Origin of the sequence: Rothia nasisuis, assembly GCF_928381405.1 — a bacterium.
GTDB lineage: Bacteria > Actinomycetota > Actinomycetes > Actinomycetales > Micrococcaceae > Rothia > Rothia nasisuis.
This window is the reverse complement of the sequence record NZ_CAKMSB010000044.1, coordinates 1-444: the sequence shown is the minus strand read 5'-3', so window position 1 is coordinate 444 and position 444 is coordinate 1. Positions and strand designations below refer to the sequence as shown.

Annotated in this window: 1 protein-coding gene; it reads left to right on the top strand. The window is 46.8% G+C overall.

Annotation, left to right across the window (positions count from 1 at the left end; translation table 11 throughout):
* Nucleotides 1-8 precede the first annotated feature (8 nt).
* A complete protein-coding gene (locus L6966_RS12320; protein ID WP_419721900.1) occupies nucleotides 9-176 on the top strand; it encodes a PDZ domain-containing protein in 168 nt (55 codons plus the stop codon).
* Nucleotides 177-444 lie beyond the last annotated feature (268 nt).

Genomic DNA, 444 nt, shown 5'->3' with positions numbered 1-444 from the left:
CCGCTAAATTGGCTGTCGGCGATATTATTATGGAAATGAATGGTAAACCTGTGATTGGCGTGCATCAACTCATGAATGAAATTGCGACCCTAAAACCTGAAGCCTCACTTAGTTTAACGGTACTGCGTGCAGGCAAACCCACAGAAATCAAAGTCACTTTAGGCAAACGCCCTTAAAAGCAAACTAACTACAGACAGTTCACTCTTGCTCCGGAAAGTGCTTCGCCGTTTCCAATGTCGCTACGAGTGAATGTCTCTCCGTGTTGTCTAGTGCTCATTAGCACGGCAACGTTTACTCAAGCACTTAAGGTTTGCGGAGACATTTCGATGCACAAAGCGAGTTAGACGAACGAAGTGAGGCTCTGTTCGAGCGACTGCGCGAAACGTGCAGCGAACCTTGTTGTTAATTCATGCTTGTTGCGTCATTATGCCCACTCTGCAGACC